At 61.0% G+C, this 17,882-nt stretch carries 16 protein-coding genes; 11 read left to right on the top strand and 5 right to left on the bottom strand.

What is annotated here, in order from left to right; translation table 11 throughout:
* Positions 1-133 precede the first annotated feature (133 nt).
* Entirely contained in the window at positions 134-1,381 is a 1,248-nt protein-coding gene (locus KBY67_RS00070) for a glycosyltransferase family 4 protein (RefSeq protein WP_255107279.1), read from the top strand.
* Positions 1,382-1,483: 102 nt separating this feature from the next.
* On the opposite strand, the gene KBY67_RS00075 is transcribed toward KBY67_RS00070, so the two are convergent.
* The 3 genes from KBY67_RS00075 to KBY67_RS00085 form a co-directional block, all read right to left on the bottom strand.
* Positions 1,484-2,431, bottom strand: coding sequence for a DUF5672 family protein (locus tag KBY67_RS00075; RefSeq protein WP_255107282.1), 948 nt, complete (start codon positions 2,429-2,431; stop codon positions 1,484-1,486).
* Complete coding sequence (locus KBY67_RS00080) at positions 2,428-3,087, bottom strand: class I SAM-dependent methyltransferase (protein ID WP_255107284.1); 660 nt, start codon at positions 3,085-3,087, stop codon at positions 2,428-2,430. The genes KBY67_RS00075 and KBY67_RS00080 overlap by 4 nt, the downstream gene beginning before the upstream one ends.
* Before the next feature lie 85 nt (positions 3,088-3,172).
* Complete coding sequence (locus KBY67_RS00085) at positions 3,173-3,919, bottom strand: sulfotransferase (RefSeq protein ID WP_255107286.1); 747 nt, start codon at positions 3,917-3,919, stop codon at positions 3,173-3,175.
* Positions 3,920-4,061: 142 nt separating this feature from the next.
* On the opposite strand from KBY67_RS00085, the gene KBY67_RS00090 reads away from it, so the two are divergent.
* The 10 genes from KBY67_RS00090 (at position 4,062) to KBY67_RS00135 (ending at position 17,169) form a co-directional block, all read left to right on the top strand.
* Complete coding sequence (locus tag KBY67_RS00090; RefSeq protein ID WP_255107288.1) at positions 4,062-4,610, top strand: hypothetical protein; 549 nt, start codon at positions 4,062-4,064, stop codon at positions 4,608-4,610.
* A gap of 26 nt (positions 4,611-4,636) precedes the next feature.
* Complete coding sequence (locus KBY67_RS00095; protein WP_255107290.1) at positions 4,637-7,594, top strand: glycosyltransferase; 2,958 nt, start codon at positions 4,637-4,639, stop codon at positions 7,592-7,594.
* A gap of 38 nt (positions 7,595-7,632) precedes the next feature.
* Positions 7,633-8,721, top strand: a complete 1,089-nt coding sequence (locus KBY67_RS00100; protein ID WP_255107292.1) for a glycosyltransferase — start codon at positions 7,633-7,635, stop codon at positions 8,719-8,721.
* A 1-nt stretch (position 8,722) separates the two neighbouring features.
* Complete coding sequence (locus KBY67_RS00105; RefSeq protein ID WP_255107295.1) at positions 8,723-10,048, top strand: glycosyltransferase family 1 protein; 1,326 nt, start codon at positions 8,723-8,725, stop codon at positions 10,046-10,048.
* A 313-nt stretch (positions 10,049-10,361) separates the two neighbouring features.
* On the top strand, positions 10,362-11,078 hold the full coding sequence (locus KBY67_RS00110; protein ID WP_255107297.1) for a hypothetical protein: 717 nt from the start codon (positions 10,362-10,364) through the stop codon (positions 11,076-11,078).
* Positions 11,079-11,082: 4 nt separating this feature from the next.
* Positions 11,083-13,140 carry a glycosyltransferase gene (locus KBY67_RS00115; RefSeq protein ID WP_255107306.1) on the top strand — a complete coding sequence of 686 codons (2,058 nt, stop codon included), beginning with the start codon at positions 11,083-11,085 and terminating at the stop codon, positions 13,138-13,140.
* Positions 13,134-14,222 carry a glycosyltransferase family 1 protein gene (locus KBY67_RS00120; protein WP_255107309.1) on the top strand — a complete coding sequence of 363 codons (1,089 nt, stop codon included), beginning with the start codon at positions 13,134-13,136 and terminating at the stop codon, positions 14,220-14,222. Before KBY67_RS00115 ends, KBY67_RS00120 begins: the two co-directional genes overlap by 7 nt.
* On the top strand, positions 14,219-14,959 hold the full coding sequence (locus tag KBY67_RS00125) for an ABC transporter ATP-binding protein (protein WP_255107311.1): 741 nt from the start codon (positions 14,219-14,221) through the stop codon (positions 14,957-14,959). Before KBY67_RS00120 ends, KBY67_RS00125 begins: the two co-directional genes overlap by 4 nt.
* Positions 14,943-15,728, top strand: a complete 786-nt coding sequence (locus KBY67_RS00130) for an ABC transporter permease (RefSeq protein ID WP_255107314.1) — start codon at positions 14,943-14,945, stop codon at positions 15,726-15,728. The genes KBY67_RS00125 and KBY67_RS00130 overlap by 17 nt, the downstream gene beginning before the upstream one ends.
* Positions 15,729-15,807: 79 nt before the next feature.
* Entirely contained in the window at positions 15,808-17,169 is a 1,362-nt protein-coding gene (locus KBY67_RS00135; RefSeq protein ID WP_255107316.1) for a glycosyltransferase family 1 protein, read from the top strand.
* Positions 17,170-17,187: 18 nt separating this feature from the next.
* Here the strand turns inward: KBY67_RS00135 and ribH are convergent, their stop codons facing one another.
* Both ribH and psbZ read right to left on the bottom strand, forming a co-directional pair.
* Positions 17,188-17,667: a 6,7-dimethyl-8-ribityllumazine synthase gene (gene ribH, locus KBY67_RS00140; protein WP_255107319.1), complete on the bottom strand. Its 480-nt coding sequence runs from the start codon at positions 17,665-17,667 to the stop codon at positions 17,188-17,190.
* A gap of 5 nt (positions 17,668-17,672) precedes the next feature.
* Complete coding sequence (psbZ, locus tag KBY67_RS00145) at positions 17,673-17,861, bottom strand: photosystem II reaction center protein PsbZ (protein ID WP_255107321.1); 189 nt, start codon at positions 17,859-17,861, stop codon at positions 17,673-17,675.
* Between the last annotated feature and the right edge of the window lie 21 nt (positions 17,862-17,882).

A 17,882-nucleotide genomic window follows, 5' to 3' on the forward strand; every position in this document is an offset into this window, starting at 1 on the left:
GTGGAGCCGTATCGTTCCTCGCAGGGCTCCGCTGAAAAGTGGTGGGGAATCACAACCCTCACCCTGCACGGCCTCACCATCGCGCCGATCACCGCTAGTACAGACGATCCTACGGTCACCTCCCCCGACAGCCTTGAACATTCTCTTCGTCCATCAGAACTTCCCCGGGCAGTACCGTCACATCGTGCGGGCCCTGGCGGCCCAGGCATCACATCAGCTGGTGGCCCTCGGCATCGAGAGCCCCAGCGAAAAGATTCCTGATGGCGTCACCTATCTGCGCTACGGCATCCGTCGCGCCAGCTCCCGGGATCTCCAGCCCTGGGTGCAAGACGTCGAAACCAAGGCGATCCGCGGCGAAGCCTGCGGGCAAGCAGCCCATCGGCTGCGTCAGAAAGGCTTCCAGCCCGACCTCATCTGTGGCCATCCCGGTTGGGGGGAAATGTTGTTCCTCCGCGATATCTGGTCCCAGGTGCCGATTCTCACCTATCAGGAATTCTTCTATCGTCCCAGAGGTTTTGATTTCGGTTTCGATCCTGAGCTGCAAGGTGATCCCGACTGGGAAGCTAGTGCTCGAATCCGTCTCAAGACCGTGAATCCGCTGCTCAACCTCGATGCAAGCAGCTGGTGTGTCACCCCGACCCAGTTCCAGCGCAGCAGCTTCCCCGAGGCCTGGCAGTCACGCATCAGCGTGATCCACGACGGCATCGACACCACGCATGTACAGCCGAACCAGGATGCTGCACCCCTTACTCTTGGCGATGGCACGGAACTTCGGCAGGGTGAGCTTATCGTCACTTTTGTGAACCGGCGCCTGGAGCCCTACAGGGGGTGTCACACAATGATCCGCGCTATCCCTGAGCTACAACGCTTGGTGCCAAAAGTCAGGATCGTGATCGTGGGTGAGACCAAGGGGGTAAGTTATGGCGCCGCGTGCAAGAAAGGCGAATGGAAAGACTTTTTCCTTGCTGAGATTGAAGGCCGATATGACCCCAGCCGCGTGCATTTCACTGGCACACTCTCCTACGAGCAGTTCATCCCCCTGCTACAGCTCAGTGCCGCACACGTCTATCTCACCTATCCCTTCGTGCTGAGCTGGAGCCTGCTGGAGGCGATGTCATGCGGTTGTGCGGTGGTGGGATCCGCCACTCCTCCCGTGCAGGAGGTCATCCGGGATGGGGAGAATGGAAGGTTGGTGAATTTCTTCCAGCCCACCGAACTGGCCGCTGCTGTGGCGGAGCTTCTCTGCAACCGGGCTTTAGCCGCCAGGCTGGGCCAGGCGGCACGACAAACCATACTATCTCAGTATAATCTTGAAAAATGCGTTTCCCGCCAGCTAGCATTAATGTCGTTGGTGGCTAGCGGAGCCATTGGCGCTCATTGATCAGAGCCAACCCGGCTATCTATCTCCAGAGCAGTGAGGTTGATCTCCGCTGGCCTGACCCTCATCAGCGCTCCAGGAGCTACTCCATGGATGGGGATCGCATCAGTTAGAACACAACGATGTCACGGCTGTGAGTGCCATCACCTGCTTCAAGTGCCGCTCAAAGAGCTCCGCAACCTCCGAGGCGGGCAGATAGCGCCAAGCGGCGTGTGCACCGGCACTTCGCTCATAAGCAGTCTCGCAGGAGAAACGTTCCACGACCTGCGGCGAAGCCGGATTGGTGTCGTAACGCTTCAGGTGGCGGGCAATGAAGATGTCTTCGGGCTCCTCGGATGGTGAGCCGGCTGCCTCGGCCGCACAGATACGCCGCATCAGCTCCCGGTCGCGGATCGAGAGGCCGCCATTGCCGTTGCTGAGGCCCTCGGGCACGGTGTCGCAGAAGCGGCGCGTTTCCCAGCGGGGCGCCAGTCGCTCCAGATGCGGTCCGTAGCGCGGAAACACCTCCGAACGGAAGCGGCCCTTGGCCCAGGGGGATCCCACATAGCCGTAGGCGAAGGCGGCCGGATCTGGGGGCTCGATCAGCAGGGTGTCCGTCTGAACGATCAGCAGATGGGGGGCCTCGAACAGGTCCCAGAAGGCCGGGCTCTTGAGCAGGGTGTTGTACGTGTTCCAGTCGAAGCGCTCGCGGCCCTCTGCCCGCAGCCCCACCACTTGCACCCAGTCTTCCAGGCCGGCAAACAGCGCCCGGCTGCGCTCGAGCACCGCCGGGGCCGTCACCAGGGTCAGGCGCCAGCGCAACCGGCCCATCAGCAAGGTGTTGAGCACCGTCATCCGCAGCAGAGGTGTCGGACGGTCATCCACGATCAGGGCTTGCACTCCCGGATCCAGGCGGGCCTGCAGCTCCGGTCGGGCGGCCAGCCCGGGCAGTGTTTCCGACCATGGCTCCAGGTAGGTCGCCAACACCAGCGCCGCATGGGCCTGGAACATGGCGATGCGGTAGGCCTCCAGCTGGCGGCTGGAGCTGGGTGCTGGCTGCCCCGCTGTGTTCATCGGGCCGGACGGTAGGCCATCATCACCTGGTCACGCGGATGATTCCAGGCGCCGATGTACTCGGGCCGATAGCCATGCTGATGGCCGAAGGCCTCCATCTGGGCGCGTGTGTAGGCAAAAAAGCCGTGGTCGTGGGGGCTGCTGGGATTGGCCCGCTCCTGCTGCACCTCGAAGAAGGTGGCGTAGAGCACCCCATCAGGTCGCAGACAAGGGCGCAACTGTTCCAGACAGCGCTCGATCAAAGCCGGCGGCAGATGGGTGAACAGAGACTGGGCGATGGCCACGTCCACGGACTGTCGCAAGCGGCCGAAGCGGAACTGGCTGTCGCAAAGGATCCGGGGTGCCTTGCTCCGCCGCAGCTGTTCGCCCAACTCCTGCTCCAGGCCAGCGCGGATCAGGCTGCGCTCCTTCTCAATCCCCAGATAATGGCCCGGCTCCAGGTAAGGGATGGCTTTCACCCCCAGCCGCAGCGCGCCGCAGGCGATATCCAGCAGATAGTGGTCTGGCCGCAGCCCACGCGCCCGCAGGAAATCGAACTGCAGCTGTCCGATCGGCTCCCACAGACCACCCACGTACTCCCGGTGACCACGAACCTCAAGGCCCCGTTCACCCTCCGGGTCGAGGGAGTCGCTCGCGGGGACGGAGCGACTCAGCAAGCCCTGCAACTTTGTCAGGATCCTGCGCATCCGTTCATCCCCATCGAGGCAAGTTTAGGCAGTGCCCCAGCTGCAGCCTGAGCAGTCAGGGCCAGCGCAAGCCATAACGCCGTTCCATGGCGTCATAGGTCCGGGCCAAGGTGTGGCGCAGGTGCTGCCGGAGGGCTGGATCCACGCTCCTTGCTTCGCCACGGCCGCTATTCTCCCGAGGCAAGCGGGTCGGTGGCGGCACCTGAGGAAGCTCGAGGAAGGCCAGCAACCGGGGCCAGAGACGGTCCGGGGCCATGAACAGATCCTCGCTGCGGGCCACCAGGAGCTGGTGTGGCGGGAACAGGCCTTCGTAGCGCTCCAGCTGATGCTCGTAGCGACTGCGGCTGAGATAGCTGTGCACCTGGTGGGAGTGGTGCTCCGCCTCACCGGCGAGCAACATGGCCTCGGCCTCCGCAAGCCGCTGGTCCTCAGCGGCCAGAGCCTCCTCCAGCGGCAGCGGTTCAAGACCCAGTCGCAGGGAGTGAAACAGACCGGAGAGGGTCCGCTCCACCGGGTCTCGCAGGAGCACGATCAGACGGATCTCGGGGAGGAGATCCCTGATTCGGCCAGGGGCAGCTGGATGAAACAGGTAGTAGGGAGTGATGTCTCCGCAACGCTGGCCTGGCCCTGCCGCTGCGAACTGCTCGGCGTACCAGTCTGCCCCGCGGTCATGGAACAGCGTGAAGTATTGCAGCTCCTTGCCAGCCGGTAGATGGACCCGAGGATGGGACGACAACCAGACATGAAGCGTAGTAGTACCAGCCTTTTGAGCCCCAAGGCCGAGAAAGTGTGGGAGCGGCACCCATGGGCTCAGCAGAGTGAATCACCGTACCGACCCTGCCTGCCTGGGCTGCGGCAGTTCCGGCACGCGCACTTCACCGGAATCCATGATCATTGCTGACTCCTTTCTGTGGCTGCATCTTCCCAAGAGCGGCGGCACATCCATGACCCGCCTGTTCCGTGACTGGAACCTGCCCGGGATTGAGATCGACCCCGACGACACCCCGGCCAAACACGATTCGGTGGCCTTGCGAGAAAGCCGAGGACAGTGGCGGGCCGGCTCGCGGCAGCGCTTCATCACCGCTCGCCGGCTCGCCGCCTGGCTGGTGAGCGACTGGGAGCACAAAAGGCGACACATGCACCTGCCCGATCTCCCATTCGAACCGGTACGCAGCGGCCTGACCTATTCGCTTCGACTGGGCGGTACCTGGGTGGCAGCCGACTGGTGGCTGCAGTACTTCGCCGCCGACACCGACACCACCGCACTGCGGCTCGAGCACCTGGCCGACGACCTGAACCGTGAACTGCTGCCCCTGCTGCCGGCCGGCACCCACGCCGTCAGGGCCCCCAAGCTGCCCCGCGAGAACGCCAAACCAGCCGACAGCCTCTGGCAGCAAAGGTTCAGCTCCCCGGATCTGGAACGGATCAGGGCGGTCAACCCCCGCTGGAGCGCCTGGGAGGGGAGGGTCTATGGGCCCGAAACCCACCCGTAGGCTGAATCTCGCCCTGGCCCATTGACGTGACCCTGATCCTGCTGCTGGGCATGCACCGCAGCGGTACCTCCCTGCTCGGCTCGCTGCTAGCGGGGCTGGGGGTTCCTCTGCCCGGCAGGCTGATCGCCGGAGATCAATACAACCCTGGTGGCTACTACGAGCGGGAAGACACCACGGCGATCCAGGAGCAGCTGCTGCGCGAACTCGGACGCTGCTGGCCCACCGAGGCCGGTCTACTGCCGCTCCCCGACGGCTGGCTGGAGCTGCCCAGCACCGTTCGGGCTCGTAACGCGCTGCAGCAGCTCCTGAAGGGGGAAAAGGACCTGCAAACGGGCCCCTGGGCGATCAAGGATCCACGCATCTCCCTGCTGCTGCCCCTCTGGCGGCAACTGGCTGAGCAGCTCTCTCTGCCGCTTCGCCTGGTGATCAGCGTGCGGAATCCGGCCGAGGTGATGGTCTCACTGCTGGAGCGCGACAGCCAGACGGCAGGCATGACCCCCTGGCGGGCCCAGCGGCTCTGGTGGCAGCACAACCGCCAGGCACTGCTGGATGCGGGCGACCTGCCCCTGCTGGCGCTGGACTACGGCGCCTGGTTCGAGCCCAGTACAGCCGAACGGCAATTGCGTGTCCTGGCTGCGTTCTGCGGTATCAGGGATCCGATCCCCACGGACCTGGAGCGGTTGCGGCTCAGGATTCGGCCCGGCTATCGCCGCAGCCGCCACGACGCGGCGACCCTGCCGCTACCCGTTCATCCTCGCCTGCGGCAATTTCAGCGGAACCTAAGCGAGCTGGCCGGCCATGACTGCGATGCCCTGGGGCTGCAGGCGCTGCGACGCTGGCTGAAGCAGCAGGACTGCCACCCCCTCCCCGAGCTTCCGCCCCACGGCGGCAGCCTGCGCTCACGCCTGATCGCCGCGCGGGCCCGTCGTGCACCCCAGTGCCCAACGGGTGGCTGGTTTGACGAGCCCCACTACCGCGCCCAGGTGCCTGCCCTGCCGGCCGACCATCCCCCCCTGCTGCACTACTGGTGGCGCGGCTGGAGGGAGCATCGCTCCCCCCACCCCCTGTTTGATCCCGGCCACTACGAGGCCGTCTGCCGCAGCGAGGGCCTCACGCCCACGGGAGCTCCACTCCATCATTTTCTGACGTTGGGCCTGGCTCGAGGTCTCTCCCCCTGTCCGCTGGCCGATCCGGCCTGGGCACGGGCAGCACCCCAGCGTTGGGCGCTGTGGCGGGCGGCCCAGCTGGATGGGATGCACCCCTGGGGCGCCGCCGCACTGGCCCTAAGCGGCGGCCAGCTGGGCGCTGCGATCGAGCGGCTGCAGGGCTGGCTGCGCCATGGCTTGGACCCGGACACCCTGACAGCCATCCGCCGGGCCGAGCCCGCCGATTTCGCGCTGGTAGAGAGACTCCTGCCGGATTTTTTCCCGCTGCCCTCCCGCTGCCGCCTGGTGGGGATCGGAACTTCCCCCAGCGATTGGCGCCTGCATGCCTGGCTGCAACGCTGCCCCCTGCCAGACGGGTTCAGCCTCCTCGAAGAGAGCGAAGAGGAAACCGGCGCCGGCCGCCTGGCACTCGTCCTGGAGCCCGTGCCAGCCGGCCCGGCCAGCCTGGAGCTCATTTCCCTGGCCCACCTGGCGCAGGTTTGGGCCCCGGACGCGGACACGGTGGAGCTTCTGCGGCGGCTTGGGGTGAACGCCCGGCAACTCGATGCCGACGTTCCGGCCAATGGCTGGCTGCAACAAGCCGGTGATGGAGCCGCCGCCAGCCTTCGGCTGGGGCTACCAGACCCTGCCGCCCTGGTCGCATCCAGCACCTGCCCAGCGGGCAACCCTGCGGGGGTGCTTTGTCTGGGCAGTGCGGGCGAAGCCTGGGAACGTCAATTGCGGCCACCCGTATGGGCCTGGCCAGCGTTTGATCAGGTCGTGATTTCGGAACCCGAGGAGGCCCGGCTGCTGACCAGCTGGCTCAATGCCTGCAGCGCCAAGGGCCTGCAGCTGGTGCGTCTGCAACCCAGCGAAGCGGAGCGCCATAGCCGCGCCTGGCACGCCCTGGCCAGGCCTCGCGATCCCGCCCCCGGCTGGCTACCTGCCCAGGCTTTCATGCCCCCACTCAGCCCTCCTGAGCTGCTGGAGGAGCTGAACTGGCGCGCCTGCGGGCGCCAGCCTCCCGTTCTTGCTCCCACGCCACGGCCCGAAGTGCGGCAGCTCTGGAACCGGAACTCCCCCCAGCCGGTCACAGCGGCTGTCTGCATAAGTCTGTACAACTATGGCGATCGGATCACGACAGCACTGGAGAGCGTGTTCAGCCAGACCCATCCAGACCTGGAGCTGATCGTGGTCGATGACGCCTCTGGCGACGGGGGAGCGCAGACCGTGATCCGCTGGCTGGAGGAGAAGGGATCCCGCTTCCCGCGAGCTCTGCTGCTGCAGCACGAGAGCAATGGAGGTCTGGCCGCCAGCCGCAACACCGCCTTCGCCGCTGCTGCCGCTCCCTGGTGCTTCGTGCTCGATGCTGACAACCGACTCGAGCCGGAGGCAGTGGCCCTCACCCTGAGCATCGCCACAGCGGCTCCTGCCGCCATCGCGGTGGTGCATCCCCTGCTGGAAGTGGTGGCCAGCTCCGAGCGGCCCGATGAGCAGCGCACCCTGATGACGGGCCGGAGCTGGCAGCGGACCCACTTCAAGCAGGGCAACCATGTGGACGCCATGGCCCTGGTGCGACGATCCGCCTGGGAGCAGGTCGGAGGCTACCGCCATATCCCCGGCGGCTGGGAGGACTACGACTTCTGGTGCAGCCTGATCGAGGCGGGATTCGAGGGCGTGCTTTGTCCCCAGCGGCTCGCCACCTACTACAGCCATGGCTCCTCAATGTTGGCCACCGAAACCAACCGGCAACGGCGAGCTGTTGCCCGTCAGCTGCAACAACTGCACCCCTGGCTCACCCTCCCCCTCGCTCAGGCGACGGCGGAAGTCACCCTCTGATACCGGCCTCAGGCCGTTCTTTCCAGCCCCCCATCCCCGTGGCCGCAATCTCTCCCAGCATCCCCACAATGTCCTGCCTGGTGATTTCGCGCCAGCCGCAGCTCCTGAACCGGATGCTGGCCAGCCTGGAGCAGGCGCGGCGGTTCTGGCAGCCAAGCGACGAAGTCCTCTGTTCCTGGAATGGCTCCAGCACCGATGAAGAAAGGATCGAAGCCCCAGCCCACCCAACCTTCCGAATCGCCAGCCGAACGGCATACCACTTCGCCGCCAACATGAATCGGTTGGCCGAACAGGCACTCGGCGAGCTGCTGGTTCTGGTCAACGACGACGTCGTGCTCGATCCCGGCTGCCTCGATCGGGCCGCCCAGATCCTGGAGACACTCCCCGAGGTCGGGTTGGTGGGTGGACGGCTGCGCAACTCTGAAGGCATGCTCACCCACGCCGGCCTGCTGTTTGCCAATGATGGTTGCCCCTACAACCGCTTCCGGCCTGATCAGCTTGGCCCCCTGATCGACCCCGATGGCCTTGAAGTGCAGGAATCGGGGCCGATGCCGGCCGTCACCGGGGCGCTCATGGTGATCCGCCGCAGCGACTTTCTCAGCCTGCGCTTCCGGGAGACTTTCCGGGTCTGCGGCGAGGACGTGGCCCTCTGTCTGGACTGCTGGAGCCACCTGGGCAAGACGCCTTACTACGCCAGCGATGTGACGGCCATCCATGACGAGAAGAGCACCCGCGGCGATAGCCTGGATCACTACGACATCCAGGCGGTGGGTCGCCTCGTGCAAGACCTCGCCAATGAGCATCCTGAGCTGCGTGCCCAGTTCAGCCACTGGGCCGTTCAGGAGTCGGCGTTGATGTGGCGTCTCTGCCAACAACTTCGAGGCGAACGGGACGGAGCCCGGCAGCAACGTGACGAGCAACTGAAGGAGTTACGGGAGTTGCTGCAGGAACAGCAGAAGGAGTGGCACCACGATCGAACCCAACTGATCCAGGAACGCGATCAGGCTCGCGCTGAAGCGATCGCGGCCCAGCAGAAGATCCGGGACCTCCTACAGAGCACATCCTGGAAACTCACGGCGCCGCTGCGCTCGATCAGCGAGCGGCTCGGGGCCAGGCCCACCCCCTAAGTTGCATCTGGTCAAGCCCAGGAACGCGCCTGTGAACACGCACCCCACGCAGGATCCCAGGGCCGATGCCGGTATTGATCTTGTCTTCGACGCATTGATTCTCGGACAGGGCCATCGGGCAGCCGTATCCCGCGGGGGGATCTACCGATATGCGAGCCAGCTGTTGATCAGCCTCGAGCGGCTTCAGAGGAATCGCCTGCTCCCCTACTGCCCCGATCCTCTGCTGGCGGAATCCGTGGCAGCGGAACTGACTCAACTACGGCAACGGAGTATGGGTGCACCAGTCCTCGCTCGGCGCACGCCCAGCTGGCTCCTGCGGCCGCCTGCACCGGTCAAGGCCATACTGAAGCCGCTCTACCGCAGGGTGCTCGCCTCCAAGCTGCTGCGCCAGAGCGCTGAAGGGAAGCTACGGAAGGCTCTGGACCGCTGTCATCCGGGCTCCACCGTGTTCCACACACCGTTTCAGTGCGTTCCTCCTGAGGTGCGCCGCGCCGGCCTGCCTTCGGTGGTCACGGTCCACGACATGCTGCCGCTGATCCATCCCGAATTCTTCACAGAGGAAACCATCCGCCATTTCAGAGAATTGGTCGATACGCTCCAGCCCACGGACCATGTCATTTGCGTGTCGGACTCGACCCGAAAAGACTTTCTGCGCTTCAGCCAACGCATTCCCGAATCGCAGATCCACGTGACACCACTGGCTGCTTCCCCCGAACTCGGCCCCATCCGCGACCCCGCAGCGCTGGCGAAGACCCGGCAACACCATGGTCTGGGAGAAACGGACACCATCATTCTCAGCCTCTGCACACTGGAGCCTCGCAAGAACCTCCGCCTCCTGATCGAGGTGTTCGAATCGATCCACTCTGATGGAGAACACGACTCCCTCAAGTTGGTGCTGGCAGGCTCCCTTGGCTGGAAGACGACAGCCCTGATGCAGCAGATCCAGGACAGTCCAGCCTGCGAGTCGATCGTGATCACCGGGCATGTGCCCGACCAGCAATTGGCGGCGCTGTTCTCCACTGCTGCTGTCTTCGTTTACCCCTCGTTGTACGAGGGGTTTGGTCTGCCTCCCCTGGAGGCAATGCAGTGTGGAGCACCCGTGATCGTGGGTGCCACCTCCTCCCTGCCGGAAGTCACCGGTGAAGCAGCCCTGAAGGTCGACCCCCGCAGCGCCGCAGAACTCCGTGCCGCCATCGAGCAGGTGCTCGCCTCACCGTCCCTGCGTCGCACCCTTTCGACCCGCTCGCTCGAACAGGCCAGCCTCTTTAGCTGGCGACGGACCGCTGAAGACACGGCAGACATCTATGAAAAGGCCCTTGGACGCTGAGGTGCAACAACCTCCCCTGCCCCCTGCGATTGCTCTGGCTTACCGACCAGAGGGCTTCCGGCAGATTGGCGGCATTCGGCGGCTTGCACTTGAGGTCGTCGGAGTTCTCAGCAGCGGCCCCGCAGCCGACGGCCATGCAGACCTAGCGACGATCGTGGTGGCGGCACCACCCATTGATGGCTCCAGACCGATGTCTTTGCAGGATGGAGTTCTGCCGGGAACGGTGGCGATCCGAAGGCTCCGGCGGCACGATCACCTTCTGATTTTCGGTTGTGACAGTGGCTGGGCCTATCTCCTGGCCCTGAGGCTGCGGGTGGCACGACCATCCATCCGTGTGAGCTGGCTGCCGAGTTTCCACGATCCCGCCCATGTCCGCCATCGCTGGCGGGCATGGCTGGCCCAGCGAATGCTGCAGGCAGTGCAGTGGCTCGGGATCGTGATCTACGTCCAGACTGACCACGAGCAGCGCCTGCTGGCGGGACCTCGCTGCCGGCTGTCCAGTCACGCCTTAGGCCCGCAGATCCGGACACAATTGGGGCGGCTGCCACCGGCTTCCAGCCGCCGCATCGATCTGCTGTTCCTCGGAAGACCGACGGTGCAGAAAGGTTGGCCCCGCTTTCTGGAGCTGGTGCGCGCCACGGGCCTTGGCGCCATGGCGATCGTGCCGGTCATCCCCTCAACCGAGCCCGCGATCCCGGAGCTGCAGCTGGAGGTGGCCCCGAGCGACACGGAGATATCCCGGCTGCTGGAAGAGGCGAAGCTGATGGTCATCCCGGCAGACTACGAATCGTTTGGACTCGCACAACTGGAAGCCGTCGCCCACGGCTGCATCGTGCCGATCCTGGGATGCTGGCCCCTGTGGGATTCCTTTCGGTCCCTGCACTGGCAGAGTTGCAGCATCAGCCAGCTGAGCAACTATTGCCGTCGCCTATGCAGCTCAGAACCTCTGCGCAGGCGACTGGCCCATCGCCAACGCCACTACCTTCTCTGCCATCCACTGATGAAAACTGCCTGGCTCCCTGACCTTTGACCTGATGCCACCAAAGGTATCGATTGTCCTTCCGTTCCGTAACCAAGGGACCTTGCTGGCCCAAGCCTGCCGGTCGTTGCAGGCGCAAACGGTGGCCGAATGGGAATGCCTGCTGGTTGACGACTGTTCAGGGCATGAAGCCGCTCACATCGCCTCCGAACTGGCAGCCACCGACCCACGCTTCCGCCTGTTGCGGGTCGCCGATGCCGAGCACTTCCCGGGTCCCTGGCTGGCACGCAACCTGGGGGTCTCCGCCGCACAGGCAGAGCTGGTTGCCTTTCTGGATGCCGACGACCTCTGGCATCCAACAAAGCTTGAGGCGCAGCTGGACTTTCATGCCCGAAAGAATGTCGACATGTCCGTCACAGGGTATTACCGATTCGAGGATCGTGACCTCAAAGTACGGGAATACAGGATCCCTCCTAGGCACATCAGCTACCCCCTACTCTTTCTGGGAAACACCATTCCGCTATCTTCTGTTATAATTCGAAAGTCATCTTTTACTTCTCACTTTCAGCCAGAAAGACATGAAGATTATGGCCTTTGGCTGCGCATTTATCGCAACACTCCACCACCGACTTACGGATGCATCAAGGAGGCCTTGATGGCCTATCGCCTGCACAGCACCTCTCTTTCTTCTCAGAGAAAATGGAGCGTTCTGGCGGTTGAAAAGCTGTTTCGCGAGCAGGCAGGAAGTCGCTGGATCAGCTTCTGCACTGCGGCGATATGGCTGTTGATACGCTCCTTTGCCCTGGTGACTTCACTGGCCGCAACAAAATTTAAAGCGCCTCAGAAGCTACCCACAGCCTATACAGAGTTTATTCAACCTAGCCTGCAGATTCAAGACGCTTGTGAATTCGTCGCGACAGACGCAAAACCTTCCTTTCACGATATCGCATCATTCACGGCAACGGGTTGGATTCAACTACTGAGGGAATGGCCACCCGGCTACGGCGGCGTCGAGAGAGTGGCACATGAGATGGCGTCCTCATGGCACTGCAGAGGAATGTCCTGCATCACCTTCAGCCTGAATGCCAATCAACAACGGAATCCGGATCCCCTTCCGGTTCCCTATGCCCGCTCTTGCCTACCCCACCTGAGCTTTGGGCAGCTGCTCATTCCCCTGCCACATCGGCTGCTGCTTGCCATCCTGTTCAGTTCAACACCTCTTTACATCCACCTCCCCTGCCCGGCCCTGCTGTCGATCGGCCTGCTCGCCAGGCTGCTGCGGCCTGGGCGTCGAATCGATCTCCACTGGCATGTCTTCCTCGAGCGAGAACCCGGACCACGAGGCTGGCTGATCGCTGCCTATCAATGGTTGGCCCTGCGATGGGCAGCGCGGGGGGTTCAACACGTGGTCACCACATCACCGGTGCTGGCGGCAGCCCTGCGAGCCGAGGGGGTTCCGGTCGAGCGGCTGACTGTGCTGCCCTGCTGCCTGGGTCAATCAGCAGAATTGACGGCTACGGCCATCTGGAAGCGGCGGCTTTCGATGTTGGGAGAGGAACCGTCAGCGGAGTTCAATGTCCTCTTCATTGGCCGGCTGAACCGATACAAGCGAGTGGATTGGTTGATCGAAGCCTTCACGGTCAGCGAGGCCACCTCTCTGAACATCGTGGGAGATGGACCATGGCGCGCGAACCTCGAGGTGCTTGCCCGTCGCAGTCCCAAGGCCCGGTCGATCCACTTTCACGGCCGGGTCACTGAACAGTTCAAAGCCACGCTCCTGGAGGGCAGCGACCTGCTGGTTCTGCCTGCCGACCAGAGCAACGAGGCGTTCGGGATCGTGCAACTCGAGTCGATGGCGTGTGGTGTACCCGCTCTGGCCTTGGAGAGAGCTCGATCTGGCATGGCCTGGGTCAGCGGCCTTGGAGAGGCACTGGGGAACCCCCCCCCCTGGCCCTTGCACGGTCCGCAGGATCTTGCGAAAGCGATCACGTTGCTGGTCGTGCGACCGGACTGGCATCGGAAAGCATCGGTATCAGCAAGACAGAGGTATGAGCACGTGTTTGCCAGAGCGATCTGGGAACGACAGCAGGAAGCCCTTACATCAATATGCTAGTCAGCAACTTATTGCTCTACCAACCAGGTTATTCGGGCTTTTCCAGCTATGTTCAAAGGGTAATGCCTGGCCTGCCTGGATTCAGGCTACAGATCAACAACATCTCTGGACTGCATTGTATTATCGATAACGAGCTGCCCACTGATCTACCCAGGGCCAGGCGAATACGCTGGCTGCAGCGGCTCTCCCTGACTCAGCATGGCGTCAGCGTGCGGGCAGCAATCTCCACTGCCGGAATCATGGCAGACGACATTGAAGCGGTTTACAGTCCTTACTGCGACTACCTGTTCGCACTGCCGTTGTTAAAGCAGGTCATCACCTGTCACGATCTCACACCTCTCTTTTTCCCGAACAGCCGAAAGGCCTGGCTACGCTACCGGTTCTGGACTCCCATCCATCTTCGACGTGCCAATCGCATCGTGGCGATCAGCGGATACGTCGCCGATCAGCTGGTTGATCTGGGCGTACCCGCCAGCAAGGTGGAGGTGGTCTGGAATGGGATTGCCCTAGAGCGGCCGCGTCTCACCTGTCCATCCAGCCACGACTTGGTTATGCTGGCACGTCATGATGCAAACAAGAATGTCGCCTTTGTCTTGCGCGCCTTCGGACAGCTACTGGAGCAACGGCCTGACTGGCCTGGACGCTTGGTGGTAGTAGGACGTTCTGGGCGGCAGACACTCAGCCTGCAGGCGCTTCGACGTTCTCAATCGCACCCAGAGAGGGTCGAATTCGTGGAAGCCCTGGACGGTCCCGCTCTGGTAGAGAGGCTACGAACGTCTCTGGCCCTGGTTTCAGCGAGCGTCATGGAAGGCTTCGACTATCCTGTCCTGGAGGCCAAAGCCGAAGGCCTGCCCACCCTGATCAGTCGCATCCCTGTCCATCGCGAGCTTCACAGCGGTTCCTCGCTGTTTTTCAGCCTTGATGACGGGGGCGAACAATTCAGGAACGCACTGATTCGTCTTGCGCAAAACACCGCCCTATGGACAGAGCTGTCAGAGAGGGGATACCAGCTGGCAAAACGACTCGACCTCAGCCGTCAACAGCAGGGCATCCAGGCATTGCTGGATTCCGTGAGCCGGTGATCTCTACCGATGACGTCTGGCTACGCATCCCGATTTACTCTAGTGAAACTCGCAGCTTAAAAACTGCACTTCTCCGCTCAGTCACTGGAGGCAATCTGCGCAGGGTTAGTGCAGGAGCGGAGATTGAAGCGCTTCGTGGGGTCACCTGCACGATCAGGCATGGCGAGCGTGTGGCCTTGATCGGTCACAATGGCGCAGGAAAGTCCACTTTTCTAAAACTGCTGAGTGGCATCTATCAGCCAACTCAAGGTCAACTGACGACCCGAGTCGTCGTCCATCCAATGATTCAGAAAAGCTTCATCACCAGCAATGAGCTCAGCGGACTGCAGGCTGCCAAAGCGCACTATCTCCTCGTCAATGGCCATCTGCGTGGCTTTCAGCAATTTCTTGACGATGTTATCAACTTCTCCGGACTTGGGGACTTCATTCACCTTCCAGTCAAAAGCTATAGCGAAGGGATGGGAGCCAGATTACTTTTTTCCTTACTGACAGGGAGCCAGCATGAGTGCTTGGCCTTGGATGAGGGATTTGGAGCAGGGGACAGCAGCTTTTACGACAAAGCAGAGCAGCGCATGAGGGCCTTTATTGAGTCAGCCGGCACGCTGATTCTGGCGTCTCACTCCGATGATTTGCTGCGAAAGTTTTGCACGCGTGGTCTTGTCTTTGATCAGGGACGCATCGTTTGCGATTCCAGCCTAGAAGAATCACTCTCCTATTATCATGACACCTATTGCTGACACCATTTGCTATGCCTGGCGCTCCCGCAGGGCCTGGTGGTTCACTGCAACAGCGCGAACTCGCGCGCGTTTCGCAAGAACACTGTTTGGGAGCTTCTGGCTTGGGATTTCTAACCTTTTCTCAATTGGAGTCCTCGCTATTGTCTACGGTACAGTTTTCAAGATCGAAAACTTTTCAACCTACGTGGTCTTTCTGGGCATTGGACTCACCATCTGGAATGGGATATCGATGGCTCTCGGCTCTGCTCCAACCCTATTTGAGCACAATGCCAATCATCTCCATAATACCAATATTAATCCAGTCTTCTACACCCTTGAAGAATGGTCATTTCATGTTCAGACATTTCTGCAGTCATTTATTCTCATTGTTCTAGCGCTTAGTTTTATCCAGCACTCCCTGATCCTCAATTTTCTCTGGCTATCCTGGCTCCCACTACTCAACCTTTTTGCCTTTATGTTTTGGGTGCCGTTAATCATCTGCCTCCTCGGCGCACGATATCGTGACTTCTATCAGTTGGTTCCAATTGTATTGCAGCTAGTCTTTTTACTGTCTCCAATACTGTATGAGAAAGAACGGCTTGGCCCTCTGATGTGGACAGCCACCTTTAACCCCCTCTACCAGATTTTGAGTTCTCTACGCGATTGTCTGATTGCTGGGCAGCTCCAGTGGACTCCAGTCCTTTCCGGCCTTCTAATTAACATCGTTGGCTTGTTGATCTCGCTCTGGCTGTTGGAAAAGGAACGAAGACATCTTCCCTTTCTCGTCTAGAGTTTATTACCCCTAGCACAGCCAAGCCTTTCAAGCCCCACTCAAGCCATGATCAATAAAATCTGACTTGGTCTGTAACATGCGCATTGTTATCAATTCGTCCGAAGCTTTTTCTTCCAATGGAAGCGGAATTAAATATTTTAGTCGATCCTTGATTGATGCTTTACGAAGACGGAGCCTAGATCTAGACATCCTACTTGAAGGCCATCAATCAGATAAAGATGGCAGCGAACTTGCTAGCTCGACTCTTTTTGATCTTTATAGTGAAACTAGTTCAATTGCAAAGATTAGACTAAAGCTAAAAACCGATCTTCTATATTTACCGCCTTTTCGATTCTTTCCCAGGCGGCTTCAGCGAGTTTCCTCGCAGGATCCACTGAGCTCTGTGGCACAAGCGCGACTGCCAGGTCAAGGAGAACTGCCACCAGCTCAGTTTCTTATGGCCAAGCAGCTGTTCAAATTGGCCAAGGAACGCTTCAATAGGAAAGCCAGCTGCACCCGAATAGCAGTACCGTCTGCAAAAAATCGAGCCTTTAAACTCACCTCTTCAGACAGCACCATCTTCCACAATCCATTCCCCTTCCCACTGATTGCAAGCAATTGTCCGACTGTTACAACAATTCACGACCTGATACCACTCACCCATCCTGAGTTGTGCCTCGATCATCCAGAAGCATTTTATCGTCTACTCAGACAACTAATCTCATCCTCATCGGCAGTCCACGCGATCAGTCAATATACCGCAGATCAGCTCCTGAATATCTACGGGAGCAGCGTATCAGGGAAACTTAAGGTTATTCCCCAGCCTGTTCCAGACGAAGCACACACTAACGAGGGGGATGATGCATGCATCCATGGCCGTGAGCATATCTACAATCGCCTTTACAATGGAGAAGAAGTTTTCATCATTCAGGTTGGCAGCATCGAGCCAAAAAAGAATCATTCCACGTCAATTGCCGCCTTCAAAGAAGTTCGCTCCCAATATCCCAATTTGAAGTTTGTAATTATCGGCAAAAACGGATGGCTCTCAAACAGTCTTTGCGACTACATGCTTACTGCTAAGGCTGATGGCATTGAATGGATTGGCTCTGCCTCAAGAAGAGTTCTGGAGGCATACATGAAGAGATCATTGGCGCTGGTCTTTCCATCCTTAGTAGAGGGATGGGGCCTCCCGCCCCTCGAAGCGATGGCCATGGGGTGCCCGGTGATCGCCAGTTCGATACCTCCCTGTCGTGAATCCTGTGGCAATGCGGCGCTCTTCATCGAAGACCCCACCAGCGTGGATGAATTAAGAGATCGTCTCTTAGATCTGCTCAGTAGTTCCGAACTCGGCCGGGACCTCTCTCGCAAAGGTCTATCCAAGGCTAGAGAGTTCAGCATGGCACGCTTCAGTGGAAGCATGCTCGACCTTTACAGCAGCATTAATCCGTCTCCATCATGACAACTGTAGCCTCAAGCATCAGCCCGGCAGCACCGCCATTAGGCTGCCCATCTCCAGGGCCTGTAGGGCATAGCTCCAGCCCAGGTTGCTCTTGATGCCGGCACGCTCCAAAGCCTGCTGCATGGTGTCCGTGGTGAGCACGCCAAAGATCACCGGCACACCGGTGCTGCGTGACACAGCCGCCACCCCCTTGCTCACCTCCGCGCAGACGTAGTCGAAGTGGGGGGTGTCGCCCTTGATCACCGCACCCAGGGTGATCAGCACCTGGTAGCGGCCCGAGGCCGCCAGGCGCTGGGCCACCAGGGGAATCTCGAAGCTGCCGGGCACCCAGGCCAGGTCCAGCTGCTCACTGCTGGGGCTGGTGTCGATGCCGTGGCGGGAGAGGGCATCGAGGCAGGCACTAAGCAACTTGGCGGTGACCAGATCGTTGAAACGACCGACCACGATGCCAATGCGCAAGGCGCTGATATTGGTGAAGCGGCCTTCAAAAACGGTCAATGGACTCAGGCCACGAAATAGCTCATGCCCCAGTTGAGCAGCACCAGGGCCACCCAGGCGGCGCCGCCCAGCAGGATCAGCCGATTGGAGCGGCCGCTGTCCTCGGTGCTGGCGTAGAGCACCGGGACCGCCACCACGAGGGCAAACGACATAACCACCAGGGCCAGAACGGTGAGGGTGTTGAGGATCTGCATGGTTGGGAGGGCGGAGTGCGC

The organism is Synechococcus sp. RedBA-s (assembly GCF_024345495.1).
GTDB lineage: Bacteria > Cyanobacteriota > Cyanobacteriia > PCC-6307 > Cyanobiaceae > Regnicoccus_A.